Genomic DNA, 26,530 nt, shown 5'->3' on the forward strand with positions numbered 1-26,530 from the left:
CCGCGGCTGATCACTCGAGCCGATCTCCCAACGATGCGCCTCTGGAGCCCAACCGCCGTTGTCGCGGCCTTCAAGACCAGCCTCGGGATCATCATTGCTTGGGGCATCGTGCTTTGGCTGCAGTGGCCCGAGCCCTTCCTGGCCCCGGTCGCGGTCTTGGTCTTGCAGACCCCTTATCTCGGCGCCTCACTGCGCAAGGGGCTGATGCGGGTGCTGGGCACCTTGGCCGGTGCCCTGCTGGTACTGGCGCTGATTGGACTCTTCGTGCAGGAGCGCTGGCCACTGTTGGCGATGATGTCGGTGGTGCTGATGATCTCGATCTACCAGATGCGCCTGAGCCGCTACGGCTATGCCTGGTTCATGGTCGCGTTGGCGGTTGCCGTGATCGCCTGGGACGCCAGCGCAGCCCCCGAAGTGGCCTTCCAGGCAGCCGTCTATCGGACCTCCGAGGCCATCGTCGGCATCCTCGTCGTGCTGCTGGTCAACGGTCTGCTCTGGCCGCGCACCGCTGGCACCGATTATCTCAAGCAGCAGCGCGCGGCGCTTGTGACACTCGCTGAGCATCTACGTCAAACCGGTGCCGCCGTCACCGCTGACTCAACGACGGGGTTTTCGTCGATGCCCAAGGCCCTGCTGCGCGCCGGCCCGGAGCTGCGCGAGCTGCTCGCCGCGGCAGAATTGGACACCGGCCATTTCCGCCAACGACACCAAACCCATGAGGCGCAGATCCAGGCCTTGACGGCAACCCTCGGCTCGGTGATGGGCCTCACCGAGAATCTTCGCCTCGCTGCGGCGGGTCGACGCGCCTTTCTGACGCCACCGCAGCGCCAGGTGCTGCGCGAAGCGCTCGAACAGTTGGCGATGGCAATCGAATCGACATCGGCGCATCGACCAACTGCGGGAGCAACCGCAACCGCAACTGCAACTGCAACTGCAACTGCAACTGCAACTGCAACAGCAACAGCAACTGCAGCAAAGCCATCAGCCGGTGCGCGGCAGTATGCCTCCAAGCCGCATTCGCGCACGCAGGCTGTGACCATCAGCACAGCGGCTCAGGTCGCGCTCGCCGAGGTCGAGTCGCGCCGCCAGCGCCTGCTGAGCGGTCCCAGCCTGGCGCAACAGAGCGGCGGCGACAGCGCGCTCGCCCATGCCTTGGCGGCTCAGCTGCAGGCACTCGTGAGCCATGTCGAGACGCTCGCGGAAGCCAGCGCTGCCGTTGCCGCCGGCCGCGCATTGCCACGGCCTCAGCTGCCACCGCAGACGACGGTGCCCTGGCAGACGCGATTGGCCCTCGCACTACCCAACAGCCTGGCGATGGGACTCGCATTCTGGGTCTCAGTGCTGATCTGGGTGCAGCTTCAGTGGCCGCCTCAGGGGCTGCTCGCCGTGGTGATGGGCTTGGTCCTGATCGGCGGGCACACGCTGCAGAAGACCAGCGTCTTACAGCCGGCCAAGCTCACCCTGCTCGGCTTCCTGATCGGCATCCTCAGTACCGCGCCGATCTATTTGGTGCTGATGCCTCAGCTCGACGGCTTCGTGCAGCTCGCCCTGGCACTCTTCCCGATCTATTTCGCCATTGCCTACTTCCTGCATGCACTGCCAGCCCCGCATCACCTGATGTTCCTGCGCATCGGCATCCTCGCCATCATGCTGCTAAATCTCGAGCCGCATCAGGTTTATGATGCCGCGGGCTACATCAACGCAGCGCTCTCCATCGCCACTGGCTTCCTGATTGGGGTCGCGGCCCTGGCCTTGGTGCGCGGCGCAACGCCGCAAGAGCAGCTGCGGCGCGGCATCAAACGCCTGCTCGCCCACCTCAGCAGCGCCCAGCAAGCCCTCTCGGACCTCGATCGCAGCGACATCAAGGCCGTCCTAGGGCAGCATGAGCAGCAGCTGCGGAGCGAGCTGCAAGCGCTCTCAGAGCTGCTGCCGTCGGCCTATTCAGCAGCGGTGCCGCAGAACGATCGCGACCGCATCCTGGCCCTTGGCGACGCTTTGCAGGGCCTGGTCACGCGCTTTCGCGGCCTCCAGCAGGCGCGTGTCCGCTGGGGTGTCGATCTGCGTCGCCAGGGTCTGGGTACCCAACTCGGCCGGCAACTGCTCACCCCCTTGGTCACCACCTATGACGCCTTTATCCATAAGCTCGACCATCCAACGGGCCCAGCCTCGGTCGTCGCGCTGGATGCGAGTGTCAGCGATGTGCGCGCCGAGCTAGCGCGGATCGACGCCTATCGGCACAGCGAACAGGTGAACGCCGACGTGGTCTACACGCTCACCATCGCTGGCCACTATATCGCCGTGATGCACGCGCTCCGCGATCTGGCAATGTCGCTTGATAGCATCGATTGGGCGGCCTGGCGACGCAATCGATTCTGAGCGCAGTTGGCAGCTTGACTGCCTCGCAAGCCCTGCCAGCGCTCACAGCGACAAGACCTCACTCGCGCCGAGCAGATGTCGTTACAATGCCTGATCGACCAGACCAAAGAGTGCGGGACAACCGCAACAGGAGCCCCGATGTATCCATCACAGCGCCAGCGCTTTCATCCCAGCGATGCCCCTGGAGCGCGCAACCTGCATCCCGCCCGATTGTCGCGCAATGCCCTGCCCATCCTCGCGGCTGCAGTGCTCGCCCTGCTCAGCGGCTGCGCCACCGATGGCCCGATCACCGACCCCTCGGTCCACCTCGGCAATCCGTTCCAACGTCCGACCGAAGCCGGCTTCCGGGCGCTGGTGCAGGCTAACTGCGGCCCGCTGAGTATCGGCAGCACGACCGTCAACGCGCTGCTCGGCAAGAACACCGCCTTTGATGGCTGGGTCACCGCGCTCTACGATGGCGATATCTCCAACGATGAATTCATGAATCAGGTCCTGCTGGAGTACCCAGCACCAGATGCCAACGTCCCCGCAACCGGCTGCATCATGGACCAGCTCGAGCAGTGCTTCGCCGAGACCTGCAAGGTCCAAACCGCCGCTGAGCGCGAGAAGAGGGCCGCGGCGGAGACGCAAGCGGTCGAAGAGATCGAATCAGCAGTGACCCTCGACCCCACCGAGCTGCCGGCACAAGACGCACCTGAGATCGAGCGCATGATGGAGACATCGAAGGAGGATGGCCCCAAGCCTCTACCCTGAGCACATGACTGCGATCGACTTCGGGGATGTCTGAGCACTGGCCGCGACCAGACGCTGAGCAGCCGCCAACCAAGCATGAGCACACCGCCGCAGCGACGATCAGGCTGAGGTTGTGGCGGAAACGCATCGGCCGCGGTCTGTCCGTCCTGCTGTTCGGTCTGGCCAGCCTGGTAGCGGTGCTGCTGCTGATCGACCTCGGGATCTCGCTCTCCACCCGCGGCTCGATCACCGACCAGCTGGACCAGGTGCAGCCCGCCGAAGTCGCGCTCATCCTGGGCACCTCGCGCGGTATCCGAGGTCGCCCCAACCCGTTCTATCAAGCGCGCATCGAGGCCGCCGCCGAGCTGTATCACAGCGGCAAGGTGCGCGGTATCCTGGTCAGCGGCGACAACGCCACTCGCTACTACAACGAGCCGGTGTCGATGCAGAAGGACTTGATCGCGCTTGATGTTCCAGCCGACCACATCAGCCTCGATTACGCCGGCTTCCGAACCCTGGACTCGATGGTGCGAGCGAAAGAGGTCTTCGGGCTCGAAAAGGTGCTTGTCGTCAGCCAGCGTTTCCACGCCGCGCGCGCCATCTTTCTCGGTCGACAATTTGGCATTGATGCCCGCGGCTACGCTGCAGCTGATCCCGAGCGTACCGGCTACCTCAGGGTGCGCATCCGCGAGATCTTGGCCCGTGCGGCGGCTGTGCTCGACATTCTTACCGGCCAAGGACCACGGTTTCTCGGCGACCCCGAGATGATTCGTCTGCGCGACGAGCCAGAACCAGCATTAGACTCGGTTCCCGAGCAACCCAACGTCTTGAAAGCCGCCCGATCGCACGATTACTAAGGCAATTTCTCTCAACGCTTAACCTTCGCCCCCAACACAGAGGCATCCACTATGCCGTGCTTCGACTCACTTCAGCCACTGATCAGCATTCAGCCAAGGCACCTTCTACGCGGTACCGGTCGCTTCGCCTTAATCTGTGCGCTCTGCCTCCTATTCATCATTGGCTTGAGTGGATGCCGGGAGGTGAAGGGCTTTCCTTCAGGCGCGATCACAATCACGGTGAAGCCAGGCGACACCGGCAACTGTGCCATCTCGCCCTGCCGAGTGCTGTTCGAGATGCCACCCGGTACCGCGGATTATCAGGTGCTCGGCAACCAGGTTGATTTCGGCCGCTACCCTGCTGGAAAGACGGTCAACCTCGGCAACTTCTACGAGCCGATCGCCATCGAAGTCGTCGGCGCCAAGGTGCCCAAGACCTATGTCTATATCCCGGTTGACTGGTAAGGAGGGACCGCCAGCGGGAGCGCCCCGCAAGGCGACAGACCCGGAGCACCGCGATCGCTCCGTCTCAGCTTGGCCCAAACAGCAGCCAGATGATCAAACCAAACACGGGCAACAGCAAGATCAAGACGACCCAAAGCACCTTACCCAAGGTGCCCGCATTGCTCTGTACGATCTTGATGAAGGCGTACACAACCACGATCAAATGTAACAGGCCGAGTAGGCCGCCAACTTCGATTCCCACCACCGATCTCTCCCCGAGTCGTTAAAGAGCTGACACCATGTCTCAGGCTGTGATCGTCGTCAACTATCGCGCTGGCGCTGGCGTCGAGCAGATCGATGCCCTGGCCAGGCGGCTCAGCGATCGACTGCGTGATCAAGGCCGTGAGCAAGTCCGCGATCACGGCCGCGATCAAGTCCGCGATCAAGTCCGCGATCAAGTCCGTGAACAAGTCCGTGAACAAGTTCGTGAACAAGGCCAGGATCAAGACCAAGACGTCATCCTGATCGCGATCGGCAGCCAGGGCGATCAATCAAACGCCTGGACCAAGCGCCTGCAGGCGGCAATCGAAAATGGTGTCGATGCCGTGTTCGTGCTCGGTGGCGATGGCACGGTGCTCGCGGTCGCCTCGGTCTTGATCAACACCAGCGTCCCGCTCGGCATCATTCCGCTTGGCACCGCGAATCTGCTAGCACGCGACCTCAGCATTCCGCTAAAAGCTGAGGATGCTGTTGACTGCTTGACTGAGGGCTTCAACAGTCGCTCAGCCGGTCGCTTGACCGATGGATTAACCGGTGGATTAAGCGATGGATCGGCCCATGGATCGGCCAATGGATCGTCCGTGACCGAAGCAGCGATTGATGTTGGGTTCGTCAACGGGCAGCCGTTTCTTTGTGCCTCGATGATTGGTCTGACCACGGCACTCGCACGCACCCGCGAGGCAGTGCGCGACCGCGGCCTGCTTCAAGCCGCCGTCAGGCTGGTCCGCAAGGCGCTCCGACTGCTCTGGCGCTACCCCTATCATCGATTACGCATCACCGCAGATGGCCAGGAGCTGAAGGTCACAACACGCGCTCTGATGATCACCAATAACCCGATTCAATCGATCGTTCAGCCCTATCCGAGCCGCGCGCGCCTCGACACCGGCAGGCTTGGTCTCTACGGCATTTGCTATGGCCCAATCTGGGAGTTGCCGCGGCTCGCCCTACGACTACTGCAAGGCGACTGGGCCGATGATCCCCGCATCTTTCATCAGCAACCGCAGTCACTGCGGATCGAGGCCCGCCGCGAACATTGGCTCAGGGTGATGAATGACGGCGAGCGGCTCCGGCTCAAGACGCCGCTGATCTATCAGCTCCGACCGGCTGCGTTACGCGTGCTGAAGCCAGGCAAGGCTGCAACCTGATTTCGACGCCGCCAGATCGGTTGGCAGGCCCAGCGCCTATGCTAACCTGAGTGTTTTCGGCAGCGCGCCACCGCAGAGCGCCGAGGTAGAGGCAGTATGGCAGTGCGTACCTTCGACAGCATCGTGATCGGCACCGGCCCAGCCGGCGAGGGCACGGCGATGAAGCTGGCCAAGGCCAACCAGCGCGTCGCCGTGATCGAGGCCTATGACAAGGTCGGTGGCGGCTGTACGCATTGGGGCACCATCCCCAGCAAGGCCCTGCGGCACTCGATCCAGATGCTCGCCGACTATCGCCGCAACCCGCTGTTTCAGCACACCCGGGACCAGGTCGAGGTCGAATTCCCAGACCTATTGCGCGCCGCCGACTCGGTGATCGACCACCAGGTGCGCACCCGCTATCGCTACTATCAACGCAACCGGGTCGAGCTGCTGTTTGGCCATGCCCGCTTCGTCGATCCGCATCGAGTGCAGGTCCAGCGCCCGGATGGGGTTGCCGAGCTGATCGAGGCCGAGCATCTCGTCATCGCGACCGGATCTCGCCCCTATCATCCGCCGGATGTCGATTTCAGCCATCCACGCATCCACGACAGCGACTCGATCCTCAAGCTGGCGCATACCCCACGCAGCCTCACCATCTACGGCGCCGGCGTCATCGGCTGCGAATATGCCTCGATCATGGCCTGCCTCGACGTCAAGGTGAACCTGGTCGACACCCGCGACCGCCTGCTCTCGTTCCTCGACAACGAGATCACCGACGCGCTCAGCTACCACCTGCGCGAGCAAGGCGTGGTGATTCGCCACAACGAGAGCTACGAGCGGGTTGAGCCGAGTGACGACGGCGTCGTGCTGCACTGCAACTCGGGCAAGAAGCTCAAGACCGACGCCCTGCTCTGGGCCAACGGGCGCAGCGGCAACACCGAGGATTTGGGCCTGGAGGCGATTGGCCTGGAGCCGAACAAGCGCGGCCAGATCGAGGTCGACAAGTCTTATCGCACCGAGCTGGAGCACATCTTCGCGGTCGGCGATGTCGCCGGTCCGCCGGCACTGGCCAGCGCCAGTTACGACCAGGGCCGCTTCGTCGGCGCCGTGATCGCCGACGGCAACTGCGATTGGTCGCTGATCGATGAGTTCCCCACCGGCATCTATACGGTGCCTGAGATCAGCTCAATCGGGCGTACCGAACATGAGCTGACCGCGGAAAAGATCCCTTACGAGGTCGCCCAGGCGCACTTCAAGAGCATCGCCCGTGCCCAGATCACCGGCCACACCGTCGGCATGCTGAAGCTCTTGTTCCACAGCGAGACCAAGGCCATCCTCGGTATCCACTGCTTTGGCGAGCAGGCCTCGGAGATCGTCCACATCGGCCAGGCGATCATGTCGCAGCCGGGCAGCGCCAATAGCATCGAATACTTCGCCGAGACCACCTTCAACTACCCGACCATGGCGGAGGCCTATCGGGTCGCCGCCTTGAACGGGCTCAATCGGTTGTTCTGACCATGACGCAGCTCCTGAGTCTATCGCGTGCGGCGCGGCTCGCCGGGGTCACCCGCGCCGAGATCCAGAAGCGCATCCGCCAAGGCGAGATGCAGACCTTCGAGGGCCAAGTCGCGATCAGCGATCTGCTGCATGTCTACCCCAGCGTCAGTCTGGAGAAGACCGGCGATCTCGAGCGGGTCGAGCAGATCAAGACCGATGCCCTGCCGCGCAGCCATGATGAAGATACCCGACTACCGAGCCAAGAGGTCTTGGTCAGCCGCATCCGCTCGCTGGCCAAGGCGTTGGTGCAGCGCATCGCCCGCGTTGACAAACTCGAAGCCTTGATGGATGAGCTCGAGCAGCGACTCGACGCGCTTGCAGCCGCAGAGACAGGACAAGAGCAAGAGCAAGGACTAACGCGGGACCAGACTCAAGCGCCAGCGCCGTCGCCACAACCGGCCCAAACTCAGGCGCGAACGCAAGCTCAATCACCGGCTCGAGCGCCAGTTCAAACTCAGGCTCAGGCACGAGCACAGGCACAGGCGCTGAAGGCTTGGCTTCGCGAGCGTCGCGCCGCCCTCGGCGAGGAAGCGGTTGAGGCCGCACAGACTCAGTTACTGGCGAAAGACACCTTTCTACGCATCATGTCAGCAAGCGTGAAGATGATCCCGTCCGGACACGAATTTTTCGTCGACGGCAACGAATCTATCCTCGAGGCCGCGGTGCGCTCAGGCCTGCGCCTGAATTACGGCTGCGCCAATGGCAACTGCGGCGAATGCAAGGTGCGCTTGGTCAGTGGTGAGGTCTATCGGATTCGCGAGCACGACTATGTGCTCAGCGAGCGTGAGAAGCAGCTCGGCTACCTGCTCAGCTGCTCCCACACCGCGGTGACCGACATCCAGCTCGAAGCCGCCGAAGCACACTCGCCCGCTGACCTGCCAGAGCAGGAGATCCAGGCGCAGATCCGCAAGTTGGAGCCCCAGGGCGATGGGCTCATGCTGGTGCATATACAGACCCCACGCACCAACACGCTGCGCTTCATGGCTGGGCAGCGCGCCCGGCTTCGGCTTGCTGATGGTGTGGAGCAGGAGCTACCCATCGCCAGTTGCCCCTGTAACGGGCGCAATCTGCTGTTCTCGGTTCGGCGTCACGGCGACGCCTTCAGCCAAGCCGTCTTCGACAGCCTGAAGCCGCGACAGGCGATTACCCTGACCGGCCCTTACGGCGACTTTGTGCTCGCCGAAGACGCCACCGAGCCGGCCGTGTTCATTGCGATTGAAGACGGGATCGCGCCGGTCAAGAGCCTGATCGAGCATGCGGTCTCGATCGACAGCATCGAGGCCTTCCATCTGTACTGGTCGGTGCCAGGGATGCAGATGCACTACCACCAGCCCTGGTGCCGTGCACTGCGCGACACGCTCGACAACTTCGCCTATACGCCGCTGGTCGAAGCCGCCTGTGATGATCTACTGGCATTGCTGGAAGCCGATCTCGAGAACCTTCAAGCCAACCGTTACTATGTCGCCGGCCCAAGCAGTGCCGTCGCCGCAGTGGCTGCGGCGCTGCTCAGGGCCGGCGTACCCGAGCAGCGCATCGCCAGCGAAGGGATAGACTGAGCGCTGTTCGCGGACTCGCCTTAGCACTGCACCAGATTGGCCATGCAGCAATGCTGAACCGATCAAACAGCACTAAGATCGTTCACGCACAGAGCGTAGACCCAGTCGGCGGCCTAGGCCGCGGCGCTATCGAGCAACCGGTTCTGGCGCGGCGGCAAAAAAACGGTACCCTTGCCAAAGCGGTTGATCGCCTCGTTGCGCACCCAATTCGGCGCATCTGCAAACAGACGAATATAGGTAAAGCCGCACTCGCCTCGCTCAATGCTAGCGACCCACTCCCCGAACATGCTGTTTTCGTTCATCTTCACTCCTTTCCGGCCACTTTGCGGACGATGTCCTGACCTACCTATGAGGTCGGCGGCCTGTTCTTGTTGCTTCATCGATCCTAGGATCGACCCTGGTTTGGCGGTCGTCAGTCCTTCTCGGCATCGGCCAACATCGGCCAGGCGCAGCTATGCAAGCTGTGCATGATCTAAAAAAATGACAAATCGGACTCGACATCTCCACTCTACAGCCAATTCAAAACGTCATGCAACTTTTGTTCCGATGTCGACGCACAGCTTTCGACCACGTAACCCTTAGGTCGCGGTGTTGCACAAAACACCTGTTCTACCAGCAACAGCAGTCAGCCCACGCCCTGCCGCAAGCTCGGGCGTCAACGGGGGCGGATTCTGGAAAATGTTTGAGTGCTAGCTGCTGAGCGCTCGACTTAGAAGTCGTTTCTGCGTTGCAGCTGAAGATCAGCATGTCTCGTCACAACGAGACCAAGTGATGGCGTAACGTTATCCGTTACCAGCCCCGGATAGGCTGATTGACGCAATTCGCATCTGGCCCCGGTGGCCCCGGTGGCCACGGGGAACCAGGCAACAAGCACCAAGCAAAGCGCCTAAGCCTTTGTTTTATTTAAGTTTGAGATGTGCTTGAGGATGGTGCGCGAGGGGGGACTCGAACCCCCACGGGATTACCCACTGGAACCTAAATCCAGCGCGTCTACCAATTCCGCCACCCGCGCATGAAGGTGTGAGGCCTAAGTTTAACGGTTTTCGCGTTCGCCGGTCATCTGAAGTCGTGCAATCTTCCTGCGCGTCGCCGCGCCTGATCCGATACTTGCTTTTTTACCAGGAACATAGGATGGTCTTGCGCTGATTTTCACCAGGAGACAAGAGATGAGTAGCTTGCGTTGGTTGTGCATCGTCGCACTGGCTTTTGCAGTCACTGGCTGTATCAAGGTCGATCAGACCCTAACGCTGAACAAGGATGGCTCAGGAACGCTCAATATGCGCTACGGCATGTCGGAACAGGCCATCGCTCAGGTCGAGGCAATGGAGAAGATGGGGGAGGCGATGCAAGAAAGCGGCGGCGAAGCCTTAGACATGGATGCTGAGAGGCCGTTCGACCTTGATTTTGACGAGGCCAAGGTGCGTGAAGAATTCGAAGCAGAAGGGCTCGAGGGCGTTGAATTGGCCTCCGTGAAGTCCGAGAGCGTCGACGGCTGGCGCTTTATGGAGATGAAACTGACCTTCGATAATCTCACCGCGCTCAAGCAGACCGACTACTTCGATGGCAGCGAGCTATCGCTCTCCAAAGACGCTGAGGGCAACTATGTTCTAACACAGCGCAGCACCGATAACGGGGATGACGGCGACGATGAAGAGATGGACCCGCAGATGCTGAAGCAGATGGCAGCGATGTTCGCCGGAATGCGCATCGCGAACCGTGTCATCGTGCCCACTGAGATCATCGAGACGAACGCGACGGATATCGATGGCCGCTCGGCCTCCTGGGTCTACGATATCGAGAAGGATCCCACAATCCTCTCGCAGATCCAGAACTTCAACATGCGCGTTGTGTTCTCTAGCGAAGGCACATCGATCGCAATGCCCTGATGCAACGATGAGAACACAGGCTTGGGCTACCAGTGTTAGGTACCCAAGCTCAACGCCAGACCTGATGGCACCCAACCTGATCATACACAGCTGGTTGTTGCTGGGTTAAGACGGACCAGCGATCAGGTTTGACCACCGGACGTATCGATGACGTCGAGTTCAGTCTCAGCCGACAACTCTCGTATCCAAAGATCGAGCTTGCCGAGCACGTCCGGCAATGCTTCGCTCGCTTGTTGCGCGGCAGCTCGATCCTGATGCAGGCTATAGATCAGTACGAACCAAGGGCGACCTCGAAACCGCTCTTCTCGCATATAGACTCGGCTGGGCAACGGACTACGATCGACGAAATCGTCAAGTAGCTCACGGCTGTGGAAGCCAATGAGCTGCAGCGCGAAGGGACGATCAGCGACAACAATCCGCTCCGGACTCGAGCGTGCCGGCAACCGCGAGCTCTTTTCAACGCTACCGACATCAACCGTATCCAGCATCGCCTCATCTTCGGCATCGCTTAGCGCGTTCTCAACAGCCCAACGCGGGCGGACCGCAGGCGCTGATAGCTCGCGCGCTAAACGCTGGTATTCACGATCAACCTCTCCCAAGCGGCGCTCGATGAGCGCGTCCACCACTTCATCGACGGACCGGTTATCTATCGCCTCCTCAGCCTCAATATCAGCCATCGCAGGAGCCTGATGCGCGCCCGATCCATCGGTAGCCTCAGGGGAGGCCACGGCCAGCGCTGCATTGGTTACCTGAACGGCTGAGTCAATTGCTGCAGAGCCAGTCCCCGCGCCGTCAACATCTGGCGCCGCTGGCTCAGACGCAGCAGACTCAGGGGCTGCAAGCTCAGGGGCTGCAGCCTCAGGTATTGTAAGCTCAGGGGCTGCAGCCTCAGGTATTGTAAGCTCAGGGTCTGTAGCCTCAGGAGTTGTAAATTCAGGGGCTGCAGGCTCGGCGACTGCAGACTCAGGCGGCGCTGAGGTTCGATCAACTGCCGCCGAACGCCCAGCATCGACAGGCTTTTGCAGCACCATGCCATTATTCGGCAGGACGTCGGTCGAGCGCTCACCCACCACCTGCGCATTTGCTGTCGCGTCTGCGCTGTCAGCTATCGCATCTGCGCTGTCAGCTATTTCATCTGAACTGCTACTTGACTTGATCTTGGTGGTATCGACCATCCGTTCGCGCAACACCGCGACCTGGCCCTCTAGGCCTTGAGTCAGCGAGTCAGTTGGTGTTGCCTCAACCGCTGCGGCGACCGTTGAAGAGGAGGGGGAGGTAGAGGTGGAGGTGGAAACGGCTGACGGCTGCTCAGTAACAGCGTCCTGGCCGGTCGCAATCAGGGCGCCTGCCTCTAGCGCCACGACCTGCTGCTGCAACTGCTCAAGATCAGCACGCCAATCCCGCTGCATCCGTTCAACCTGAAGCAGAACAAAGCTAATAGAGAGGACCGTCAGGAGTATCATCAGGGCAGCGACCAGTACCACCCCCACGCGTTGGAAGCTTGCCAAGGCCGCGACTTCTACCCGCTGGGACTCGATGGCTCGATGCATCTGCGTGGCATTGCGCCGCCGCTCGTCATCGACCGCCGCAATGCGCTCAATCAGCGAGCTTTGCAGTGTTTCGACTTGCGGGTCTAGTCTGCGCTGAGCAACAGCAGCATCCGCTTCGGGCAAAGGAGGACTGGCGCCTGAGGCTTCTCGGTGGAGAAACCCGGCCACGTCCGGCGGGTTCTTTGGGTTAGGATCATACGGATGAACCATCAGCTTCTGTTCCTTGTAACCAATGCTGAAGACCATTCATCATCGGCCAGTACCGCGCCGATGCCAAGTCTGCTAGCAAACGCTGGTCACCTCAAAGACCTGACTCAGATCAAGATTGACTCGCATCAATAACCGAGAAATCAGCCGTGACCAACATCATACGATGCGTGTTTTTGGCGATTCAGAGCCGACCAATAAGGCTTCTATTGCGCGGCGACATTGACCCAAGCTCACGGCAGCGCTACCAACACCAACCTTAAGACTAGGCGCGAAACCGACTGATCGACCTCACGAGGACCTTCGATGGATTTAACAGAAAAAACCGCGCTGGTCACAGGCGCCAATTCAGGGCTCGGCAAGGCCGTCGCGCGCGCACTCGCCGCTCGAGGCGCGCGCGTCCTCATGGTGGCCAGGGACTCGCGGCGGGGCGAAGAAGCCCTCGAAGAGCTCAAGGTTGCGACCGGAAACGACCGACTCGAGCTCCTGATCGCAGACCTGAAATCGCAAGCCCAGGTCCGCAGGCTCGCCAAAGAGGTCAGCGAGAAAGCCCCAACACTCGACTTCTTGGTCAACAATGCAGGAACCGCCTTTCCGAAGCGTTGCCTGACCGAGGATGGCATCGAATGCACGCTTGCGATCAATCACCTGGCGCCGTTCCTGCTCACAAACCTCCTGCTCGATCAGCTCAAAGCCGCCGCGCCATCGCGGATCATCAACGTCGGAACCCGCATTAATGAGGCGATGGAGCTCGGCGACCTGAACTGGGAAGGTCGCTCGTTCAAGATGATGCGCGCCTACGTCGAATCGAAGCTCGGCATGCTGCACTTCACCCGACAGCTAGCCAAGCAGATCAAGGGCACCGGTGTCACCGTCAACTGCGTCTTCCCAGGCGTATTCAAATCCAACCTCGGCGGCACCGACGGCGCACAGGGCCTGTTCTGGAAATCGGTCAGCTTGCTGGTCGGTTGGGCGCTTGCTCAGCCTGAGCAAGCCGCAGAGCGCGTCATGTACCTGATCGAATCCCCCGAGGTCGCTGAGATCAGCGGCGAATACTTCGGCAATTGCCGTATCATCTCGTTGCCGACCCAGGCGCGCGACCCAGCCGCCAATGCCCGCGTTTGGGAGATCAGCGAGCGCCTTGCCAACCTTGATGAGGCCTAAGGCAATCTCTGTCAGCACTCAGGCCGCCGCACTGGGCGGTTTAGCCGCACCGGTGAACAAGCGAAAGAAATTCTCTGTCGTCAGCTCAGTAACCGCTTCGACAGAGAGGCCGCGCAGCTCCGCGACCTGCGCGGCGACATGGGTCACGAAGCGCGGCTCGTTCTTCTTGCCTCGGTGCGGCACTGGCGCGAGATACGGCGAGTCCGTTTCGATCAACAAACGCTCCAGGGGCACCGAGCGAGCAACCTCGCGCAGGCTCTCGGCATTCTTGAAGGTCAGGATGCCGGAGAATGAGATGTAGAAGCCGAGATCAAGCGCTTGCTGCGCCATCTCCCAGGTCTCGGTGAAGCAGTGCATGACTCCGCCAGCTGCATCAGCCCCAGCGTCGCGCATCACCGCGATGGTGTCGTCGCGCGCGTCACGCGTGTGAATGATCAAGGGCTTTGCGAGCGTGCGCGCGGCCTCGATGTGAGTCCGAAATCGCTCACGCTGCCATTCCAGATCACCCTGATTGTAGTGATAGTCGAGTCCCGTCTCACCGATCGCCACCACATCGGGATCAGACCCAAGCCGCACTAAGTCGTCCAGCGAAGGCTCATCACCACCCTGTTCGCTTGGATGGACGCCAACCGACACCGAGACATTTGGAAAAGGGCTGACCAGGCGACGCATCGCGGCGTAGTGCTCGAGGTCGATGCAGACGCAGAGCATGTGCCCAACGTCTTCTTCGCCTGCGCGACCCAGCATGGCGCCAAAGTCCCCGTCGTAGGGGCTTAGATCAACGCGATCGAGATGACAGTGAGAATCGACTAGCATAAGGGATCAACATCAGTTTAGAGAGCCAAGCGACTCTTTGGGCACTACTGTAAGGCGATGATCGGGGTGCGGGAAATAGACCGCGACCAAGCCATCCGGCCATCGCCAGCAGCGCACGGAGCAACACAAGGCTCACATTGTATGTGTTGGACGCTGCGCATCAGTGCCACTGGGCAGGTACTGCTCGAACTTATGACGGATATCGTTCTTTTCCTGCTCCTTGAACTGGATGCCAACACCCGCCGCGCGGTTCCCTTCCGCACCCACCGGCGTCACCCATACCACCTGGCCGGCAACCGGGATGCGATCAGGCTCGTCCAACAACTGCACCAGCAGAAACAGCTCATCACCAAGCTGGTAAGGATGGCTCGTCGGGACGAAGAGACCGCCGTTCTTGATGAACGGCATATAAGCAGCATGTAGCGCCCGGCGATCCTTGATCACCAGACTCAGGATGCGACGGCGCGCCTCTGGCTGCTGGCCGGGTCGCTCTGATTGGGCGATGGGAATCACCTCCTGAAACCTGTCGAAACATCCGCTTGCCTAGGATAGGACTGGCAGCGGTTAAGCGCGAGCCTTAGCAAGCCGCGCCCAGCGCACCAATAGGGCCTCAAATAAGATCTGCTTATTGACGGGCGCATCGATGGACGCTCGCGCCTGCAGCAGCATCTGCAACAACCGATGCCCCGCAGCCGGCTCGATCCGCTCGACGAGCGTCGCAATGGATCGGCGCGCTCCGAGGTTGATCATCCGCGTGCCCGTGGCGTCAACCGAGAGGCGCAAGAGGTCGGTCAGCCCGTCAATCATCGCAGCCAGCGCCGCCGACGGCTCAAGTCGCTGCCAGTCATTGGCGACGGCGAGTGGATCAAGCTCCCCGCGGGCGACACCAATGATGGCATCCAGCAGCCCCTGGCGCAGTTCAAGGGCACCGTTCTCCGCGAGCGACAATGCCCGAAAAGGAGCCCCCTGGGCTAATGCAAGAGACTGCTCGGCCCGCTCTGAACTCCAGCTCGCGTCGACATCGCCCTTCGCATTCGCCTTGGTTGGAACCTGTGCGAGGCGCGCTTTCAGCCAGGGTAAGACCTGCTCCGCCTGCGGCGCGGTCAAGCTGATCTGCTGGCAGCGACTGCGAATCGTCTGACTCAGACGCTGGGGCCGCTCAGTGATCAGCATCCAAACCGTCGAGTCCGCGGGCTCCTCTAGGGTCTTCAAGAGACTGTTCGACGCAAACAGGTTCATCGCATCTGCCGGCACAACGACAAGCACTTTCGTGGAGCCTCGCATGGGTGTCAAGACCTCACGCGTGCAGAGTTGCCGGACTTGCTCCGCTCGAATCTCGCCGCTCGCCCCCTCCGCATCGGGCGCAAGCACGAAGCGATCAGGATGGTGCCCAGCCGCCGACAGCGTACAGTCGGCACAAGTCCCGCAGGGACGCTCATCAACCTTGGCTGCGGTACAAAGAAGCAGTTGCGCGAGATGATCGGCCAAGAGGCGCTTGCCGATCCCTAAAGGCCCGCTCAGGATCAAGGCCTGACCGAGACGGGCCTGTCGATGCGCATTCATCAGCCGTTGCCAGGTTGACTCTAACCACGGCGGCACCGGCTCTGACGGCCCCGTTGATGTTCTGAGCGGGTCCACCAACTCAGGAATCACCTAGCAGACGACTGGCAACGCAGGCCTTGACCTCAGCAGCCACCGCCTCCTCGGTTTGATCGGCCCGGATCAGGCACACTCGACCAGCCGATCGCTCGGCGATCGCTCGGTAGGAGGCTCGGACGCGCTCGAAAAAGGCCAGATCCTCAGCCTCGAAGCGATCCGGCGCCGAGCGTTGCCTAGCACGCGCCAACCCCGTCGCAACCGGCAGATCGAACATGAGCGTCAGATCGGGCTGCAACCCGCGCTGCACAAAGTGCTCCAGCACCTCAATTCGCGCCCGATCCAAACCCCGACCGCCCCCCTGATAGGCGTAGGTTGCGTCGGTAAAACGATCGCAGACGACCCAGCGTCCCGCGGCGAGCGCGGGTTCGATACGCTGCCTCAGATGGTCGGCACGCGCCGCAAAGACCAGCAACAACTCCGCGTCTGCGCAAAGCTCAGCGTTAGCCGAATCGAGCAGCAGCGCACGCATCCGCTCGGCCGCCGCCGTCCCGCCTGGCTCGCGGGTGACCAGTGGATCGATGCCCTGCCCCTGCAGCCAGTCGACCAAGCGCCTGAGCTGAGTCGTCTTGCCCGCGCCTTCGCCACCCTCGAGTGTGATGAAACGGCCGCGACGCTTCGGGTCTAATTCGCCCAAGGGCACGCCGCTGTTCGTCTCCACAGCAGCCATCAGGGACGCTCCTCGACAGTCTCCTTGATCATGTCGCAGCGTCCACCAAGCTGGTACTGTCGCACCGCACAGTTGTGCTCCTTGAGCGTCGCCGAAAAGTGATGGCTGCCGTCGCCCCTAGAAACGAAATACAGCGCATCACCCTCCGCCGGGTTCAATGCGGCATGGATGGCCTCACGCCCCGGTAACGCGATCGGCGTTGGCGGCAGACCATCGATCACATAGGTGTTGTAAGGCGTTGCTCGGCGCAGATCCTCACGCCGGATGTTGCCGTCGTAGTCATCGCCCATGCCATAGATCACGGTTGGATCGGTCTGCAGCCGCATACCCCGCTGCAGCCTGCGCACGAACACTCCAGCAATATCTGGGCGCTCCTCGGCAAGCCCGGTCTCCTTCTCGATGATCGAGGCCAAGATCAGCGCCTCATAGGGTGTTTCGATGGGCAAGTCGTCTGCGCGCTGGTCCCACTCCTCGCTCAGCACCTGCTTCATCCGCTCATGGGCGCGTTTCAACACGGCGATATCGGTGCTCTCGCGCGCAACCAGATAGGTGTCTGGAAACAGCCAACCCTCTGGATGCTCATCCTCGATGCCAACTCGCTGCATCACCTCGGCATCTGACAAACCGGCCAGTTCCAGCTTTAGCACCTCTTGGCTAGCGAGGCTATCGACAGCGTCGCGAAACCGGCGCCCCTCGATCAGCGTCACTGGATACTGGATCGAGCGCCCGCTCGCGAACATCGTGATCAGATCCAACGGGCGCATGCCATTGACGAGTGCGTACTCGCCCGCCTTGATCTTGTTCTGCAATCGCTCCTGATACGCAAGCGCAATGAAGAAATAGGGGTCGCTGATCAGCCCATCGTCCGCGAGGCGCGCTGCCAGATCACGCAAGCGCATTCCCGGGGGAATCTCGACGATGCGTTGATCCGGACGCTGGGTCAGCTCGACGTCAGGCTCTGAATCAGGAGCAGGCTCGGCGACAAGCTCGATTGGCGTTTGTAAGAAACGCTGATACTCAAGCAAGAGCACGCCGCTGACCGCTACGCCGACCAAGATGAGCGACAACAGTCCTGCAAAGAAGGCTCTCACCAATGGGACTCCGGTTGCATCAGCTGCTCGCGAACCCGATCGATCAGTGGCCACGGCAACAGCGAAAGATCGAACTCGCGGCCGTCAAAGGAGCGGATTGGCCAAACCCCAAAGAGCGCGTTCGTCAACAGAGCGCCTTGCGCCCTGATCAGGTGATCGAGGGTCAGCCGCCGCTCTTGCACCTGATAACCAGCCTCAGCCGCGATCCGCAACAGCCGTCCCCGCGCCGTTCCAGCAACCCCGCAGCGATCAATCAATGGCGTCTCGAGGCCCGCCTCGGTCACCAGAAACAAGTTGCTCATGGTACCGCAAACCAAGGCCCCTTCAGCATCGAGCATCAACCCCTCATCGATGCTTGGCTCGCTCCATTCTGAGCGCGCGAGCACCTGCTCGAGTCGATTGAGATGCTTTAGGCCCGCGAGCTGCGGATTGATGCCGAGCCGGGTCTCGCACAGCCGGACCTCGACGCCCTGCTCAGTACGGGGATCCTGTCGAGCCTCTGCGGCAACCGCATCGCTACGATCAGCAGCCGGTGCGTCGACAAACAGGATGCGTGTCGGCTGAGGGTCGGACGGTAGACGATAGCCACGCGCGGACGGGCCGCGCGTCATCATCACCTTCAGCACTCCAACCTCGACGCCTTCGACGAGCTGGTTGGCTTCTGTCTTCAGACGTGCTGGCGACGGTAAGGGCAGCCTCAGCCGCGCAGCACCGCGTGCGAGACGGTCAAGGTGGTCGAGCCAGCAGCAGGGTCGGCCAGAGCGGACAGCGATGGTCTCGAAGAGTCCGTCGCCATAGGCGAGGCCTCGGTCTCGAACATCAATGTCGGACCGCGCCTCACCGTTGATCAGGCACCGCCGCAGGCGGTGCGGTAACGCTGAGCCCATGGCCGCCGATCCCAGAGGCAGCCCTGCTGGACTAGATTCGCTTGAAGACGAGGGTACCGTTGGTGCCACCAAAGCCGAAGGAGTTGCTCAGCGCCACATCGATCTTCATCTCGCGCGCTGTATTCGGAACATAGTCCAAATCGCAGTCTGGGTCCGGCGTCTCGTAGTTGATGGTTGGCGGCGCAACCTGGTCGCGCATCGCAAGCACCGTGAAAATGGCTTCAGCGCCACCGGCTGCACCGAGCATGTGGCCAGTCATCGACTTGGTCGAGCTTACCGCCAGCTCATAAGCGGCATCGCCGAAGGCGCGCTTGATCCCTCTTGTCTCAGCGATATCACCCGCTGGCGTAGACGTGCCATGCGCATTGATGTAATCGACTTCAGCCTTATCGAGGCCAGCATCGGCGAGGGCCATCAACATGCAATCGCTCGCGCCCTCACCAGTCAGTGAAGGTGCCGTCATATGATAGGCGTCGGAATTCATGCCAACACCAACGACCTCGGCATAGATACGAGCGCCGCGCGCCTTTGCGTGCTCATACTCCTCCAAGAGCATCACCCCAGCGCCATCGCTCAAAACGAAGCCATCGCGATTCTTGTCGAATGGGCGACTCGCTCCCTGAGGATCATCATTACGCGTCGACAGCGCGCGCGCAGCGGCAAAGCCGCCAAGCCCAACTGGCGAGGTTGCCATCTCAGCACCACCAGCAAGCATCGCGTCGACAACGCCATGACGAATCATGAACGCCGCATCGCCAATGTTGTGGGTCGCGGTGCTACAGGCAGAGACGATCGAATAGTTCGGTCCCTTGAGCCCATACTTGATCGACAAATCGCCCGCAACCATGTTGACGATATTCGCCGGGACGAAGAAGGGCGAGATCTTGCGCGGGCCACCATCGAGGTAGGCACCATAGTTATTCTCGATGCCGGTAATGCCACCGATACCCGAGCCAATCACGACGCCGATCCGCCGGCAATTCTCCTCGGTGACTTCGAGGCCTGAGTCTTCGATAGCCTGGGTGCCAGCGGCGATGCCATAGTGGATAAAGGCATCCATCTTACGTGACTCTTTCTTGGTCACGTACTGGGTTACATCGAAACCATAGATGGGACCGCCAAAGCGGCTGCTAAAGGGGCTCACGTCGAAGTGGGTGATCGGCTGTATCCCACTGCGCCCCGCGAGGATGCTATCCCAAGCGGACGGAATGTCGAGCCCCACCGGCGACACGATACCGAGCCCGGTGATGACTACCCTTCTGTCTGACATGAATTACCCCTCAAATCTAGTTGACGACGCGAAGCCGCCGAACAGCAACAGCCCACACCGCCGGGTCGTGAAGAGGCGTCGACCTCAACCCGGCCCAGGAGCACCTGCAAATCCACGGCGGACGCGCTCCGGCATGTACCGGATAAGCACGACTTCAGGATCAACCGAGATGCGCGTTGACGTAATCGACAGCTTCTTTGACCTTGGTGATCTTCTCGGCGTCTTCATCCGGGATCTCGGTCTCGAACTCTTCCTCGAGCGCCATAACAAGCTCGACGGTATCCAACGAGTCGGCACCCAAGTCGTCAACGAATGACGCATCCATGGTCACCTCCTCCTCCTTGACGCCGAGCTGCTCGACGACGATCTTACGCACCCGCTCTTCAACGCTACTCATGATTGGTAAACCCTCAGGAAGTAAAGACACGTCACCTTCTCCGTCACCTTCTCTAGGAGAGGCTGCGCCATTTTAGAGACAAACACCGGCAGACGAAAGCTCAATCGACGCCCATCAGTATCTGCCCAAAAACCGCGATTTGTTGTTTCAAATCAGCGACCTCATTCAGACCATCAACATCCCACCATTGACATGAAGGGTTTGGCCCGTGATGTACGCGGCGGTTGGCATCGCCAAGAAGGCGACCGCAGCAGCAATTTCTTCCGCAGCCCCGAGCCGGCCGAGCGGAATGCTCGCCAAGAGCGCGTCTCGCTGGGCCTCGGGTAGCTCACGGGTCATATCCGTATCGATGAATCCGGGCGCGACCACATTCACGGTAATGCCGCGCGGGCCGAGCTCACGCGCCAATGACTTACTGAACCCAATCAGCCCCGCCTTGGATGCCGCATAGTTACATTGCCCAGCGTTGCCACTGACCCCAACCACCGAACTCACATTGATGATCCGGCCATGGCGCGCCTTGGTCATCGGTCGCGCACAGGCCTTGCAGAGCCGGAAGGCGGACGTGAGATTCGTGTCTAGGATCGCATCCCATTCCGTCTCTTTCATCCGCATCAGCAGATTGTCGCGCGTAATGCCAGCGTTGTTGACGAGGATTGTTGGCTTTGATCCCAGCTGCTCCTCGACCGCAACCAGCGCGGCATCGACCGAGGCCTGCTCGGTCACATTCAGGCACAAGCCGATGCAGCCGCCGGCCACGGCGCCCACACGCTCAGCAATCCGCGCTGCACCAGCCTCTGTCGTCGCCGTCCCCGCGACCTTCGCACCCAGGCGCGCAAGCTCGTCGGCAATCGCGGCGCCAATACCGCGACTTGCACCGGTGACCAGTGCGATCTCGCCTGCAAGGATGGAATCAGACATCTGCGCAAACCTCGAGTGCGTGCGACAACCCTTCCGGATCGAACACCGGTAGCGTTGTCAGACGTTTATCGATTCGTTTTCCGAGCCCAGTCAGCACCTTTCCAGGCCCTGCCTCGATCGCGAGCTGTACACCGCTGTCGGCAACGGTACGCACGCTCTCAACCCAGCGCACCGGACTGAACAATTGCTCCGCCAAACGCTGACGGATCAGCGCCGGCGACTCCGCTGTGTCCACAGTGACGTTGTGGATCACCGGAATCGAAGGCAGGTGCAGCTCGACCTGGTCCAGCTGCGCCGCCAGCTCAGCCGCCGCCTCGCGCATCAATGCGCAGTGCGAGGGCACACTCACCGGCAACAGAACCGCGCGCTTCGCGCCGGCAGCCTTGGATGCGTCGACCGCTCGCTGCACTGCCTCGCGTTCCCCGGCAATGACCACTTGCCCAGGCGCGTTAAAATTAACCGGCTCCAACACCTGCCCCTCCGCCTGCGACCGACAGAGCGCTGCAACAGCGTCATCATCGAGTCCGAGCAGCGCTGCCATCGCCCCAGCATCGCCGGGAACCGCCGCTTGCATCAAGCGCGCGCGCTCCGCAACAAGGCTCACCGCATCCGCAAAGGTCAGCGCACCGGCACAAGACAGCGCACTGTACTCGCCTAAACTATGCCCCGCCATGACCGAAGGCATTGCACCACCCTGCTCGCGCCAGACCCGCCAGACAGCAACACCCGCCGCGAGCATCGCTGGCTGCGTATTAACCGTTTGATCAAGTTCGTCTTTCGGCCCGTCCTGAGACAGTGCCCAAAGATCTCGGCTTAGGATCTGCGAGGCCTCATCGAAGGTTGCTTTGACCAATGGAAAGGCAGCTGCCAGCTCGGCCAACATGCCGATCGCCTGCGAACCTTGCCCAGGAAAGAAAAACGCGGGATGGGAGGTCATCAAAAGCTCCAAAGGGAAAACCCCAAAGGGAAAAGCCCCACAGGGCGCTCAGTAGCGAAGTAACGCCGAGCCCCAAGTAAAACCGCCGCCGAAGGCCTCCATCAGCACGATCTGACCGCGCTGGATGCGGCCATCGCGAACCGCCTGGTCAAAGGCGAGCGGGATCGACGCGGCTGAGGTGTTGCCATGCTCGCCCACCGTCACCACCACCTGCTCCATCGCTAGATCGAGCTTGCGCGCGGTCGCCTTGATGATCCGAAGGTTGGCCTGATGCGGCACCAGCCAATCGATGTCAGCCCGGGTCATGTTGTTCGCGGCTAGGGTCTCGTCAACGATCGCCCCCAGCGTTGTCACGGCAACCCGGAAGACCTCATTGCCCTTCATCTGCATGTACGGCGAGCCATTGCCACCATTGCCAATGCCAGCCGGCACTTGCAGCAACTCGCGATAAGCGCCATCGGCATGCAAGTGGGTCGAGATGATGCCTGGCTCATCGGCGGCGCCGATAACGACGGCTCCGGCGCCATCACCAAACAGCACAGAGGTCCCACGGTCAGTCCAATCGATGATCCGTGAAAGGGTCTCAGCCCCAACGACGAGCGCGCGCTCAGCACTGCCGGTGCGGATAAACTTTTCCGCGACCGCTAGCGCATAGATAAAGCCGGTGCAAACCGCCTGAATATCGAAGGCGGGACAGCCATGGCTATCCAAGCGCTCCTGCAGCAGACAGGCACTGCTCGGGAAGGTCTGATCTGGTGTGGTTGTTGCCACCACGATCAGATCAAGCTCTGCGGCCGACACGCCGGCAGCAGCGAGGGCCGCCTGCGCAGCGCGCTCGGCCAGATCGACGCAGGTCTCATCATCTGCAGCGATGTGGCGCTGCCGAATGCCGGTGCGCTCTCGAATCCAGGTGTCGGAGGTATCAACCTGACGTTCGAGATCTTGATTGGTGACGACCTTGGCAGGCAAGGCGCTGCCCGTCCCGAGGATCTGCGTAAAGCGACTCATGCTGGAACCTCCGCAGCCTGCAGCTTCAAGGCCCTCGCCTCACCGAGGTGAACCTCGACCTCACGCTCGATCCGGGCAATGACACCAGAGCGAACCTCTTGATCGGCGATGCGCAGTGCATGCTCAAATGCGAGCGCATCAGCGCCGCCGTGGCTCTTGATCACGATTCCACGCAGCCCGAGCAGGCTGGCGCCGTTGTACCGACGCGGGTCGACCTCAGCACGGAAACCGCGAAGTACTGGAAGCGCCGCCAAACCCGACAGCCGAGAGAGCCAGTTGCGCCGAAAACGTCGCTTCAGCATCTGCGCGATCAGCTTGGCAACGCCTTCGCTCGCCTTCAGCGCAACATTACCGACGAACCCATCGGAGACGACCACATCGACGTCGCCGAGGTAGACATCATCACCCTCGACATAACCAACGTAGTTCAGAGAACTGCCAGCCAGCAGCTCATGGGCTGCGCGCACCTGGTCGTTGCCCTTGATCTCTTCGGCGCCGATGTTCAGCAGCCCGACCCGTGGCATCGGCAGGCCCTGAACCGCTCGCACCAGCTCGCTGCCCATGACCGCGAACTGGAACAGATGCTCAGCCGTGCAATCGACATTGGCACCGAGGTCGAGCATGTGGGTTTGGCCCTTGAGGGCCGGAATAGCGGTGATGATCGCAGGGCGATCGATGTGCGGCAGCGTCTTGAGGACGAAGCGGGCCGTCGCCATCAACGCGCCCGTATTTCCCGCGCTCACACAAGCATCCGCCTCGCCGCGTTTGACCAGATCGATCGCAACCCGCATCGACGAGTCCTTCTTGCCCCGCAAGGCCTTCGACGGCAGCTCATCCATCGCCACTTCCTGCGACGCAGGGTGGATACGGATACGCTCATCGCGCGCCGCTGAGCTGGGCAAGTGTTCAGCGATCGCCTCCTGACGACCCACCAGGATGAGTTGGCAGTGCGGTCGCTGATCGAGGAAACGCAGCGCAGCCGGGATCACGACACCAGGACCGTGATCCCCGCCCATAGCATCCAACGCGAGGGTCTGTCGAACAGCCAAGTCGGTATCTCCTAATCGATGAAGCCTGTTCGCAGACGCGACGGATGCAGGAGGAGTTGACGGCGGCCTGGAGCCCTACCGCCCTTCGCCCGCTTAAGTGACCTCAGCCGAGACAACCCAGCTCGGCGACTGTGGCGCCTCAGCCTTCTTTATCGACGACCTTGCGGCCGCGATAGAAACCGTCGGGCGTCACATGATGGCGCCGATGGATCTCGCCCGTCGTGCCGTCTTCCGACAGGGTTGGGCGGGAGAGCGCGTCGTGCGAACGACGCATGCCGCGTTTTGAGGGGGTCTTACGATTTTGTTGAACGGCCATTTCGATCTCCGCGTTGGTCGCGTTTAGTCCTGACTCTCAGGGTCATCTCGTGTTGTTTTCAGCGCAGCCAGGCTCTCAAACGGATGCCGAGAAGCCTCCTCCACCGGCGCCAGCGTCTGCTGCCTGACCGGAGCCGATGCGTCGGCGGCGCGCACCCGTGGCGGCTCGCATTCGCCTTCCGGATGCCTCGGGATCGCAGGAACGGCCAAGATGAGCTCATCTTCCACCAGATCAGCAGGTCGCATCAGCCGATCTTCGATCATCAACGGCTCGTACTGGGGCGGCAGGGCGTTGGCCTCATCGAGACCGGTTACCAGCGCGAGACTCACCTCGGTATTGACGGCGAGATCATAGCGCTCGAAACAACGCTGACAGCGCAGCGGAAGGTTTGCCTCCACCGCACCGATAACCGTCGCGCGACCGTCGGGATCGGAGCCGAACTCGAAACGATAACGGACAAGGCCGCCACTCGGGTCTGCAACCGCCTCAACCGGAACCTCGCCCTCAGCCCGCCAGAGCAACTGCGATAGCCTCGGCAGGCGCCTCAATGCGAATTCGCCTTCGAACACCGCACGTTGCGCGACCGCTTTTTTTGGGTCGAGAAGATCCGGGAAAGAGGCCGACATAAGCCCTTAACTATAAAACGAAAGCATTACGGCTGTCAATATCAGCTTCCGGCCAAGGCGAGCAACACGCCCGCTGCAACCGCAGAGCCGATGACGCCTGCCACGTTCGGCCCCATGGCATGCATGAGCAAGAAATTATGCGGATTCGCATCGAGGCCAACGCGATTGACCACGCGCGCTGCCATCGGCACCGCCGACACGCCTGCCGCACCGATCAATGGGTTCACTTTGCCACCAGTAGCCCGGTACATGATCTTGCCCATCAGGACACCCGTCGCGGTCCCAATCGAAAACGCCAGGGCTCCTAGCACCAAGATCCCCAGCGTTTCGAGGGCGAGAAACTTGTCAGCCGAGAGTTTCGAGCCAATCGCCAGGCCGAGCATGATGGTCACGATATTGATAATCTCGTTTTGCGCAGCCCGACTCAGGCGCTCAACCACACCGCTCTCGCGCAGCAGGTTACCGAACATCAGCATCCCGATCAGCGGCGCCGCCGAGGGCAGCAGCAGGGCGCAAAGGGCCAGGACGACAAAAGGGAACAGGATGCGCTCGAGCCGCGACACCGGCCGCAACTGCTGCATCACGACCTCTCGCTCCTTCTTGGTCGTCAGCGCACGCATAATCGGTGGCTGAATGATCGGCACCAACGCCATATAGGAATAGGCCGCGACCGCGATTGCACCAAGCAGATCTGGCGCCAGCCGTGAGGCGAGGAAGATCGCCGTCGGACCATCAGCACCGCCAATAATCGCGATCGCCGAGGCATCCTGCAGCGTGAAGTTAAAGCCTGGCACGAAATTCAGGGCGACGGCCCCGAGCAGCGTGGCAAAGATACCAAATTGCGCCGCCGCGCCGAGCAACAAGGTCGACGGACGCGCGATCAAGGCACCAAAGTCGGTCAGCGCCCCCACGCCCATAAAGATCAGCAGCGGGAAGATGCCGGTCTCCACCCCGACGCTGTAGATCATCCCGAGCAAACCATCAGGCCCACCAATGCCGGCAACCGGGATATTGCTGAGCACGCAACCAAAGCCAATCGGCAACAACAGCAAGGGCTCAAACTTTTTAGCAATCGCCAGATAGACCAGCCCACAGCCAACCGCGATCATCAACAGCTGGCCCCAAACGAAGTTGGCGACACCCGTCGACTGCCAAAGCGTCAGGAGTTCGGCCAT

28 protein-coding genes and 1 tRNA gene are annotated in these 26,530 nt (G+C 61.3%); 10 read left to right on the forward strand and 19 right to left on the reverse strand.

Features of this window, described 5'->3' with window-relative positions:
* Window positions 1-33 precede the first annotated feature (33 nt).
* The 4 genes from CKO42_RS05080 to CKO42_RS05095 all read left to right on the forward strand — a co-directional run bounded on the left by CKO42_RS05080 (window position 34) and on the right by CKO42_RS05095 (window position 4,409).
* Entirely contained in the window at window positions 34-2,376 is a 2,343-nt protein-coding gene (locus CKO42_RS05080; protein ID WP_200240088.1) for an FUSC family protein, read from the forward strand.
* A 138-nt stretch (window positions 2,377-2,514) separates the two neighbouring features.
* On the forward strand, window positions 2,515-3,129 hold the full coding sequence (locus CKO42_RS05085; protein WP_200240090.1) for a hypothetical protein: 615 nt from the start codon (window positions 2,515-2,517) through the stop codon (window positions 3,127-3,129).
* Window positions 3,130-3,155: 26 nt separating this feature from the next.
* Window positions 3,156-3,965: a SanA/YdcF family protein gene (locus tag CKO42_RS05090; protein WP_200240100.1), complete on the forward strand. Its 810-nt coding sequence runs from the start codon at window positions 3,156-3,158 to the stop codon at window positions 3,963-3,965.
* A gap of 183 nt (window positions 3,966-4,148) precedes the next feature.
* A complete protein-coding gene (locus CKO42_RS05095) occupies window positions 4,149-4,409 on the forward strand; it encodes a hypothetical protein (RefSeq protein WP_200240102.1) in 261 nt (86 codons plus the stop codon).
* 64 nt (window positions 4,410-4,473) lie between these two features.
* Here CKO42_RS05095 and CKO42_RS05100 read toward each other — a convergent pair whose 3' ends face one another.
* Window positions 4,474-4,650 (reverse strand): PLDc N-terminal domain-containing protein, encoded by a 177-nt coding sequence (locus CKO42_RS05100; protein WP_200240104.1) that lies wholly within the window; start codon window positions 4,648-4,650, stop codon window positions 4,474-4,476.
* A gap of 37 nt (window positions 4,651-4,687) precedes the next feature.
* Here CKO42_RS05100 and CKO42_RS05105 point away from each other — a divergent pair, with 37 nt between their 5' ends.
* The 3 genes from CKO42_RS05105 to CKO42_RS05115 all read left to right on the forward strand — a co-directional run bounded on the left by CKO42_RS05105 (window position 4,688) and on the right by CKO42_RS05115 (window position 8,904).
* On the forward strand, window positions 4,688-5,812 hold the full coding sequence (locus CKO42_RS05105) for a diacylglycerol/lipid kinase family protein (RefSeq protein WP_200240106.1): 1,125 nt from the start codon (window positions 4,688-4,690) through the stop codon (window positions 5,810-5,812).
* Window positions 5,813-5,908: 96 nt separating this feature from the next.
* Window positions 5,909-7,306, forward strand: coding sequence for a Si-specific NAD(P)(+) transhydrogenase (gene sthA / locus CKO42_RS05110; protein WP_200240108.1), 1,398 nt, complete (start codon window positions 5,909-5,911; stop codon window positions 7,304-7,306).
* Between the two features lie 2 nt (window positions 7,307-7,308).
* Entirely contained in the window at window positions 7,309-8,904 is a 1,596-nt protein-coding gene (locus CKO42_RS05115; protein WP_200240111.1) for a 2Fe-2S iron-sulfur cluster-binding protein, read from the forward strand.
* 113 nt (window positions 8,905-9,017) lie between these two features.
* Here the strand turns inward: CKO42_RS05115 and CKO42_RS05120 are convergent, their stop codons facing one another.
* Window positions 9,018-9,284 carry a hypothetical protein gene (locus CKO42_RS05120; protein WP_242479141.1) on the reverse strand — a complete coding sequence of 89 codons (267 nt, stop codon included), beginning with the start codon at window positions 9,282-9,284 and terminating at the stop codon, window positions 9,018-9,020.
* A gap of 547 nt (window positions 9,285-9,831) precedes the next feature.
* Window positions 9,832-9,916: transfer RNA gene (locus CKO42_RS05125), tRNA-Leu, on the reverse strand.
* A gap of 154 nt (window positions 9,917-10,070) precedes the next feature.
* Here CKO42_RS05125 and CKO42_RS05130 point away from each other — a divergent pair.
* Window positions 10,071-10,790 (forward strand): hypothetical protein, encoded by a 720-nt coding sequence (locus CKO42_RS05130; RefSeq protein ID WP_200240113.1) that lies wholly within the window; start codon window positions 10,071-10,073, stop codon window positions 10,788-10,790.
* Window positions 10,791-10,912: 122 nt separating this feature from the next.
* Here the strand turns inward: CKO42_RS05130 and CKO42_RS05135 are convergent, their stop codons facing one another.
* Window positions 10,913-11,467, reverse strand: a complete 555-nt coding sequence (locus tag CKO42_RS05135) for an SPOR domain-containing protein (RefSeq protein WP_200240116.1) — start codon at window positions 11,465-11,467, stop codon at window positions 10,913-10,915.
* 120 nt (window positions 11,468-11,587) lie between these two features.
* Here CKO42_RS05135 and CKO42_RS28440 point away from each other — a divergent pair, with 120 nt between their 5' ends.
* Window positions 11,588-11,767, forward strand: coding sequence for a pentapeptide repeat-containing protein (locus CKO42_RS28440; RefSeq protein ID WP_200240256.1), 180 nt, complete (start codon window positions 11,588-11,590; stop codon window positions 11,765-11,767).
* Between the two features lie 1,086 nt (window positions 11,768-12,853).
* Window positions 12,854-13,711, forward strand: a complete 858-nt coding sequence (locus CKO42_RS05145) for an SDR family NAD(P)-dependent oxidoreductase (RefSeq protein ID WP_200240119.1) — start codon at window positions 12,854-12,856, stop codon at window positions 13,709-13,711.
* 18 nt (window positions 13,712-13,729) lie between these two features.
* On the opposite strand, the gene CKO42_RS05150 is transcribed toward CKO42_RS05145, so the two are convergent.
* The 15 genes from CKO42_RS05150 to CKO42_RS05220 all read right to left on the reverse strand — a co-directional run bounded on the left by CKO42_RS05150 (window position 13,730) and on the right by CKO42_RS05220 (window position 26,530).
* Entirely contained in the window at window positions 13,730-14,527 is a 798-nt protein-coding gene (locus tag CKO42_RS05150; RefSeq protein WP_200240121.1) for a TatD family hydrolase, read from the reverse strand.
* Window positions 14,528-14,659: 132 nt separating this feature from the next.
* Window positions 14,660-15,040: a PilZ domain-containing protein gene (locus CKO42_RS05155; protein WP_338034849.1), complete on the reverse strand. Its 381-nt coding sequence runs from the start codon at window positions 15,038-15,040 to the stop codon at window positions 14,660-14,662.
* Between the two features lie 51 nt (window positions 15,041-15,091).
* A complete protein-coding gene (locus tag CKO42_RS05160; RefSeq protein WP_338034850.1) occupies window positions 15,092-16,180 on the reverse strand; it encodes a DNA polymerase III subunit delta' C-terminal domain-containing protein in 1,089 nt (362 codons plus the stop codon).
* Window positions 16,170-16,853 carry a dTMP kinase gene (tmk, locus tag CKO42_RS05165; RefSeq protein ID WP_200240125.1) on the reverse strand — a complete coding sequence of 228 codons (684 nt, stop codon included), beginning with the start codon at window positions 16,851-16,853 and terminating at the stop codon, window positions 16,170-16,172. The genes CKO42_RS05160 and tmk overlap by 11 nt, the downstream gene beginning before the upstream one ends.
* The gene (gene mltG, locus CKO42_RS05170; RefSeq protein WP_200240127.1) at window positions 16,853-17,944 is read right to left on the reverse strand and encodes an endolytic transglycosylase MltG; all 1,092 of its coding nucleotides are present in this window, start codon (window positions 17,942-17,944) and stop codon (window positions 16,853-16,855) included. The genes tmk and mltG overlap by 1 nt, the downstream gene beginning before the upstream one ends.
* Window positions 17,941-18,831, reverse strand: coding sequence for an aminodeoxychorismate lyase (pabC, locus tag CKO42_RS05175; RefSeq protein WP_200240129.1), 891 nt, complete (start codon window positions 18,829-18,831; stop codon window positions 17,941-17,943). The genes mltG and pabC overlap by 4 nt, the downstream gene beginning before the upstream one ends.
* 31 nt (window positions 18,832-18,862) lie before the next feature.
* The gene (gene fabF, locus CKO42_RS05180; RefSeq protein ID WP_200240131.1) at window positions 18,863-20,101 is read right to left on the reverse strand and encodes a beta-ketoacyl-ACP synthase II; all 1,239 of its coding nucleotides are present in this window, start codon (window positions 20,099-20,101) and stop codon (window positions 18,863-18,865) included.
* Window positions 20,102-20,261: 160 nt separating this feature from the next.
* On the reverse strand, window positions 20,262-20,498 hold the full coding sequence (gene acpP / locus CKO42_RS05185; RefSeq protein ID WP_200240133.1) for an acyl carrier protein: 237 nt from the start codon (window positions 20,496-20,498) through the stop codon (window positions 20,262-20,264).
* Between the two features lie 165 nt (window positions 20,499-20,663).
* Window positions 20,664-21,419, reverse strand: a complete 756-nt coding sequence (gene fabG, locus CKO42_RS05190; protein ID WP_200240135.1) for a 3-oxoacyl-ACP reductase FabG — start codon at window positions 21,417-21,419, stop codon at window positions 20,664-20,666.
* Window positions 21,412-22,356, reverse strand: coding sequence for an ACP S-malonyltransferase (gene fabD, locus CKO42_RS05195; protein ID WP_200240137.1), 945 nt, complete (start codon window positions 22,354-22,356; stop codon window positions 21,412-21,414). Before fabD ends, fabG begins: the two co-directional genes overlap by 8 nt.
* Before the next feature lie 48 nt (window positions 22,357-22,404).
* Entirely contained in the window at window positions 22,405-23,364 is a 960-nt protein-coding gene (locus tag CKO42_RS05200) for a beta-ketoacyl-ACP synthase III (protein WP_200240139.1), read from the reverse strand.
* Complete coding sequence (gene plsX / locus CKO42_RS05205) at window positions 23,361-24,413, reverse strand: phosphate acyltransferase PlsX (protein WP_200240141.1); 1,053 nt, start codon at window positions 24,411-24,413, stop codon at window positions 23,361-23,363. Before plsX ends, CKO42_RS05200 begins: the two co-directional genes overlap by 4 nt.
* A 139-nt stretch (window positions 24,414-24,552) precedes the next feature.
* Window positions 24,553-24,729, reverse strand: coding sequence for a 50S ribosomal protein L32 (rpmF, locus tag CKO42_RS05210; RefSeq protein WP_200240143.1), 177 nt, complete (start codon window positions 24,727-24,729; stop codon window positions 24,553-24,555).
* A 23-nt stretch (window positions 24,730-24,752) separates the two neighbouring features.
* On the reverse strand, window positions 24,753-25,355 hold the full coding sequence (locus tag CKO42_RS05215) for a YceD family protein (protein WP_200240145.1): 603 nt from the start codon (window positions 25,353-25,355) through the stop codon (window positions 24,753-24,755).
* Between the two features lie 41 nt (window positions 25,356-25,396).
* Window positions 25,397-26,530 carry a sodium ion-translocating decarboxylase subunit beta gene (locus CKO42_RS05220; protein WP_200240147.1) on the reverse strand — a complete coding sequence of 378 codons (1,134 nt, stop codon included), beginning with the start codon at window positions 26,528-26,530 and terminating at the stop codon, window positions 25,397-25,399.

This window comes from Lamprobacter modestohalophilus (assembly GCF_016583905.1).
GTDB lineage: Bacteria > Pseudomonadota > Gammaproteobacteria > Chromatiales > Chromatiaceae > Lamprobacter > Lamprobacter modestohalophilus.

Bases quoted from the DNA above. Each gene is read 5' to 3' on its own strand.
- CKO42_RS05080 (WP_200240088.1), top strand. From the start codon at position 34: ATGCGCCTCTGGAGCCCAACCGCCGTTGTCGCGGCCTTCAAGACCAGC.
- CKO42_RS05085 (WP_200240090.1), top strand. From the start codon at position 2,515: ATGTATCCATCACAGCGCCAGCGCTTTCATCCCAGCGATGCCCCTGGA.
- CKO42_RS05090 (WP_200240100.1), top strand. From the start codon at position 3,156: ATGTCTGAGCACTGGCCGCGACCAGACGCTGAGCAGCCGCCAACCAAG.
- CKO42_RS05105 (WP_200240106.1), top strand. From the start codon at position 4,688: ATGTCTCAGGCTGTGATCGTCGTCAACTATCGCGCTGGCGCTGGCGTC.
- sthA (WP_200240108.1), top strand. From the start codon at position 5,909: ATGGCAGTGCGTACCTTCGACAGCATCGTGATCGGCACCGGCCCAGCC.
- CKO42_RS05115 (WP_200240111.1), top strand. From the start codon at position 7,309: ATGACGCAGCTCCTGAGTCTATCGCGTGCGGCGCGGCTCGCCGGGGTC.
- CKO42_RS05120 (WP_242479141.1), bottom strand. From the start codon at position 9,284: ATGAAGCAACAAGAACAGGCCGCCGACCTCATAGGTAGGTCAGGACAT.
- CKO42_RS05130 (WP_200240113.1), top strand. From the start codon at position 10,071: ATGAGTAGCTTGCGTTGGTTGTGCATCGTCGCACTGGCTTTTGCAGTC.
- CKO42_RS05135 (WP_200240116.1), bottom strand. From the start codon at position 11,467: ATGGCTGATATTGAGGCTGAGGAGGCGATAGATAACCGGTCCGTCGAT.
- CKO42_RS05145 (WP_200240119.1), top strand. From the start codon at position 12,854: ATGGATTTAACAGAAAAAACCGCGCTGGTCACAGGCGCCAATTCAGGG.
- CKO42_RS05150 (WP_200240121.1), bottom strand. From the start codon at position 14,527: ATGCTAGTCGATTCTCACTGTCATCTCGATCGCGTTGATCTAAGCCCC.
- tmk (WP_200240125.1), bottom strand. From the start codon at position 16,853: ATGGCTGCTGTGGAGACGAACAGCGGCGTGCCCTTGGGCGAATTAGAC.
- pabC (WP_200240129.1), bottom strand. From the start codon at position 18,831: ATGGGCTCAGCGTTACCGCACCGCCTGCGGCGGTGCCTGATCAACGGT.
- fabF (WP_200240131.1), bottom strand. From the start codon at position 20,101: ATGTCAGACAGAAGGGTAGTCATCACCGGGCTCGGTATCGTGTCGCCG.
- acpP (WP_200240133.1), bottom strand. From the start codon at position 20,498: ATGAGTAGCGTTGAAGAGCGGGTGCGTAAGATCGTCGTCGAGCAGCTC.
- fabG (WP_200240135.1), bottom strand. From the start codon at position 21,419: ATGTCTGATTCCATCCTTGCAGGCGAGATCGCACTGGTCACCGGTGCA.
- fabD (WP_200240137.1), bottom strand. From the start codon at position 22,356: ATGACCTCCCATCCCGCGTTTTTCTTTCCTGGGCAAGGTTCGCAGGCG.
- CKO42_RS05200 (WP_200240139.1), bottom strand. From the start codon at position 23,364: ATGAGTCGCTTTACGCAGATCCTCGGGACGGGCAGCGCCTTGCCTGCC.
- rpmF (WP_200240143.1), bottom strand. From the start codon at position 24,729: ATGGCCGTTCAACAAAATCGTAAGACCCCCTCAAAACGCGGCATGCGT.
- CKO42_RS05215 (WP_200240145.1), bottom strand. From the start codon at position 25,355: ATGTCGGCCTCTTTCCCGGATCTTCTCGACCCAAAAAAAGCGGTCGCG.
- CKO42_RS05220 (WP_200240147.1), bottom strand. From the start codon at position 26,530: ATGGCCGAACTCCTGACGCTTTGGCAGTCGACGGGTGTCGCCAACTTC.